Source organism: Mucilaginibacter sp. (assembly GCF_039207105.1).
Taxonomy (GTDB): Bacteria; Bacteroidota; Bacteroidia; order Sphingobacteriales; family Sphingobacteriaceae; genus Mucilaginibacter.
This window is the reverse complement of the sequence record NZ_JBCECK010000254.1, coordinates 1-4,693: the sequence shown is the minus strand read 5'-3', so window position 1 is coordinate 4,693 and position 4,693 is coordinate 1. Positions and strand designations below refer to the sequence as shown.

4 protein-coding genes are annotated in these 4,693 nt (G+C 39.7%); all 4 read left to right on the top strand.

The genetic code is table 11. The features are described 5' to 3' along the window. The first annotated feature begins 231 nt into the window (after positions 1-231). A complete protein-coding gene (locus tag AAGC65_RS25040; RefSeq protein ID WP_343115192.1) occupies positions 232-1,224 on the top strand; it encodes a DNA-directed RNA polymerase subunit alpha in 993 nt (330 codons plus the stop codon). 166 nt (positions 1,225-1,390) lie between these two features. Further along, positions 1,391-1,984: a 50S ribosomal protein L17 gene (gene rplQ, locus AAGC65_RS25035; protein ID WP_343115191.1), complete on the top strand. Its 594-nt coding sequence runs from the start codon at positions 1,391-1,393 to the stop codon at positions 1,982-1,984. A gap of 323 nt (positions 1,985-2,307) precedes the next feature. Then, positions 2,308-2,790, top strand: a complete 483-nt coding sequence (locus AAGC65_RS25030; protein WP_343115190.1) for a nuclear transport factor 2 family protein — start codon at positions 2,308-2,310, stop codon at positions 2,788-2,790. Positions 2,791-3,077: 287 nt separating this feature from the next. Then, positions 3,078-4,693: molecular chaperone DnaK (gene dnaK, locus AAGC65_RS25025; protein WP_343115189.1), on the top strand; the 1,616-nt coding region annotated here is incomplete at its 3' end.

Below are 4,693 nucleotides of genomic sequence, written 5' to 3'. Positions count from 1 at the left end.
GATCCCTGAAAACATCAAGGAAAACCTTATCGTCGAGTTATACTCTAAATAAGATATAAGAATTTAGATATGAGATTTGAGACAAAACGTCGCAAGTCTCATGTCTGTTTCAAAACTTATAGTAAATTAACAATGGTTTAAGTAGCGGTGCGGGGGATTAAGGCAAAGGCCCGGATATCTCATATCACATCTTAAACCGATAAGCAAGTAAACAATTAACAAAAGATATAAATGGCAATTTTAGCATTTCAAAAACCAGACAAGGTTATCATGCAGAAAGCAAACGATTTTGATGGTACGTTTGAGTTTCGTCCGTTAGAACCAGGCTTCGGTGTAACCATTGGTAATGCTCTGCGTCGTATCTTACTTTCATCACTTGAAGGTTATGCTATTACTTCTGTACGTTTTTCAGGAGTTACGCATGAGTTTTCAACCATCAAAGGTGTTGTTGAAGATGTTACCGAGATCATCCTGAACCTTAAACAGGTTCGTTTCAAAAAAACAGGTGAATCTGGCGACAATGAGAAGATATTTGTTATAATAAATGGCCAGGACGCTTTTAAAGCTGGAGATGTTACTAAATTCTCTAATAACTTTACTGTTTTAAATCCTGATCTGGTTATTTGTAACATGGATTCGGCAGTAACGCTTGAAATTGAGCTTACTGTAGGTAAAGGCCGTGGTTATGTTCCGAGCGAGGAAAATAAAAACCCGGACGCGAATGTTGGTGTTATCGCCATCGATTCGATCTTTACACCTATCAAAAACGTAAAATATACTATTGAAAACTATCGTGTTGAGCAAAAAACAGACTATGAAAAATTAGTTTTGGATATTGCTACCGATGGTTCAATCCACCCTGAAGACGCGTTAAAAGAAGCTGCTAAGATCCTGATCCAGCACTTCATGCTATTCAGCGATGAGAACATGATGCTTGAAGCACAAGCTAAAGAAGAAACTAAAGAGGTTGACGAAGAGATCCTGCACATGCGTAAGATCCTGAAAACTGAACTGGTTGATCTTGACCTTTCTGTACGTGCATTAAACTGCCTTAAAGCTGCTGATATTCGCAGCCTGGCTGATTTGGTATCGTACGATGTTGCTGATATGTTGAAATTCAGAAACTTTGGTAAAAAGTCATTGACTGAGATCCAGGACCTGGTTAAATCAAAAGGCTTATCTTTTGGTATGAACCTGTCTAAATTCAAGTTAGACGAAGAATAATAAATCAGAATAAAGAGATAAGAGCCAAGAGATAAGATTTCCGATCTTGATTCCTGATTCTTATCTCTTGAATCTGAAAAATCTAATAATAATTAACATAGGCATAATTCCGCGGGCTTGACGATTTCGCCGCCCAACGGTATGCACGTGCCACAAACAAAAAACAATGAGACACGGTAACAAAAACAACCATTTAGGTCGTACCACCAGCCACCGCAAAGCGATGTTGGCTAACATGGCAACTTCGCTTATTTTACACAAGCGTATCACTACAACATTAGCAAAAGCAAAAGTTTTGCGGGGTTATGTTGAGCCACTTTTAACAAAATCAAAAAACGATACTACTCACTCTCGTCGTACAGTGTTTAGCTACCTGCAAGACAAAAACGCAACAACTATTCTTTTCCGCGAGATTGCTGAGAAAATAGCTAACCGTCCAGGTGGTTATACCCGTATCGTGAAGTTAGAGAACCGTTTGGGTGACAACGCTGAAATGGCTATCATCGAGTTAGTAGATTATAACACTGTTTACGGTGTTGATACAGCTGCTGCTGCTAAAAAATCAACCCGTCGTCGTGGTGGTTCTGGTGCAAAAGCAAAAACTGCTGTTCCTGCTAAAGAAGCTGCTCCGGTTGAAGAAGCACAAGTTGTTGAAGAAGAAGTTAAAGCTGAAGCACCAGTTGCAGAAGCTACTGAAACTCCGGCTACAGAAGCTCCTGCTACTCCAGAGAACGAAGAAAATGCTGAAAAAGGAGAATAATTTCTCTTTTCAGATATTAAAAAGTGGCCTGCTCAATTTGAGCAGGCCACTTTTGTTTTATATACTCTTAGCCCAGCTATTATATTATGGCGTTAAACTAACTCGTCAACTTTAAGATTCTTAGGGTAAATTTTGTGTGATAATTTAAGGGTTAGCCTTTTTGCACGTTGTTCTTGTTCTCTTTACGGATTTTACAAGTTATGAAAGATAATTGTGTTTATAATTGTTTAACAATCAGTAAATTGTAAAGGTGTAAGTCTAAAATATTGGGTAAATTCAGTATGCATAAGTATCTGATATTTAACCCCTAAAATTTTAGAAACATGAAAAATCTTTTGATCCTGGCATTTGCATTGGTTGCAGGTACCGCCTTCGCCCAAAACACTTTGAAAAATGGTACCATTTACAAAGAACACCCTTATATTACCGTTGTTAACAATACAACCGAACTGTTTTTAAAGCAGGACTGGGATGGGCTATCCAAGCTATATGCCGATACAGTTAAATTCTATGACCCATCAAGCCCTAACAAGATCTCGATGGCAGACCAAAAAAAAGGTTGGGCTGATATTGCGGCTAAATGGGAGCAAATACAAGTAGTTAAAGTGGGCTATCCTGATGCGCTGGAATATGATCATGACCCGTTTACTGTACAATCATGGTGGAAGGTAACCGCCGTTAACAAAAAGACTAAAAAGACGGCTACATTTCATCTCGTTCAGTTTGATGAATTTAATAAGGATGGAAAAATAATGGTCGAGATTTCTTATTATGACCAAAGCCCGCTAATAGAAGCTTCTAAATAAATCGCCGGGAATAATAAAACAGGCTTACATTATATAATGTAAGCCTGTTTGCGGTTACTATACATCTCTGTATGCTATATACAAGCTATTAAACCGAATTTATAGACTTACCCATGCTTCACTACTTCCGTATGTCAAGTGAAATTCTGCCAACCTGTCACCACTTGATATTGCATCTCTGACACACTAATTGTCATCCTGACTATAATTCTGCCAAATAGATATTGGCACAAACGTTGATAAATAGCTATCGTTAGTGAAAATATTAAATCAAGTAAAACAATCATATGTCTAAAATAATTGGAATCGACTTAGGAACAACAAACTCCTGCGTAGCTGTAATGGAAGGTAATGAGCCTGTAGTTATAGCAAACAGCGAGGGCAAACGTACTACGCCGTCCGTAGTAGCTTTTATTGATAACGGCGAGCGTAAAGTTGGCGACCCTGCAAAACGTCAGGCTATCACCAACCCTACAAAAACCATTTCGTCAATCAAACGCTTTATGGGTAACCAGTTTAACGAGGTTACCAGCGAAGCTGCTCGTGTACCTTACAATGTAGTAAAAGGCGACAACAACACCCCACGTGTTGAAATTGGCGACCGTAAATACACTCCGCAAGAGATATCAGCCATGATCCTTCAAAAAATGAAGAAAACAGCTGAAGACTTTTTAGGAACTGAAGTTACTGAAGCGGTTATTACCGTACCTGCTTACTTTAACGACGCGCAACGTCAGGCTACTAAAGAAGCCGGCGAGATCGCTGGTTTAAAAGTTCGTCGTATCATCAACGAACCTACTGCTGCTGCCTTAGCTTATGGCTTTGATAAAGCACACAAGGATATGAAAATCGCGGTATTTGATTGCGGTGGTGGTACACATGACGTATCTATCCTGGAATTAGGTGACGGCGTATTTGAAGTAAAATCAACCGATGGTGATACTCACTTAGGTGGTGACGACTTTGACCAGGTAATTATTGACTGGTTGGCTGACGAATTTAAAAGCGATGAAGGTATTGATCTGCGTAAAGATCCAATGGCTTTGCAACGTTTAAAAGAGTCTGCTGAAAAAGCTAAAATTGAGTTGTCAAGCTCTGCTCAAACAGAGATCAACCTGCCATACATCACTGCTGCCGATGGTATGCCTAAACACTTGGTTAAAACTTTAACCCGTGCTAAATTTGAGCAACTGGCCGATAGCCTGATCAAACGTACTATTGATCCTTGTAAATCAGCATTAAAAAATGCGGGTTTAAGCACTTCAGATATCGACGAAGTTATCCTGGTAGGTGGTTCAACCCGTATCCCTGCAATTCAGGAAGCTGTTGAAAAATTCTTTGGCAAAGCGCCTTCAAAAGGTGTTAACCCAGATGAGGTTGTGGCCATTGGTGCTGCTATTCAAGGTGGTGTATTAACCGGCGAGGTTAAAGATGTGTTGTTGTTAGATGTTACCCCGCTTTCATTAGGTATTGAAACTATGGGTGGCGTAATGACCAAATTAATTGAGTCAAACACAACTATCCCAACTAAAAAATCAGAAACATTCTCAACTGCCAGCGATAGCCAGCCATCTGTTGAGATCCACATATTACAAGGTGAGCGCCCAATGGCTGCGGGTAACCGTACAATAGGCCGTTTCCACCTGGATGGTATACCACCAGCACCTCGCGGTGTGCCTCAAATTGAAGTAACTTTTGATATTGATGCCAACGGTATATTACATGTATCTGCAAAAGATAAAGCAACCGGTAAAGAACAAAAGATCCGTATTGAAGCATCTTCAGGTTTAACTGATGCCGAGATCAAGAAAATGAAGGACGAAGCTGAAGCTAACGCTGATGCCGACAAAAAAGCAAAAGAAGAAGTTGAAAAACTGAATGCTGCTGATGCCCTGATCTTCTC

What these genes read in the sequence shown, in the direction of transcription:
- AAGC65_RS25040 (WP_343115192.1), top strand. Translation starts at nt 232, where the DNA reads ATGGCAATTTTAGCATTTCAAAAACCAGACAAGGTTATCATGCAGAAA.
- rplQ (WP_343115191.1), top strand. Translation starts at nt 1,391, where the DNA reads ATGAGACACGGTAACAAAAACAACCATTTAGGTCGTACCACCAGCCAC.
- AAGC65_RS25030 (WP_343115190.1), top strand. Translation starts at nt 2,308, where the DNA reads ATGAAAAATCTTTTGATCCTGGCATTTGCATTGGTTGCAGGTACCGCC.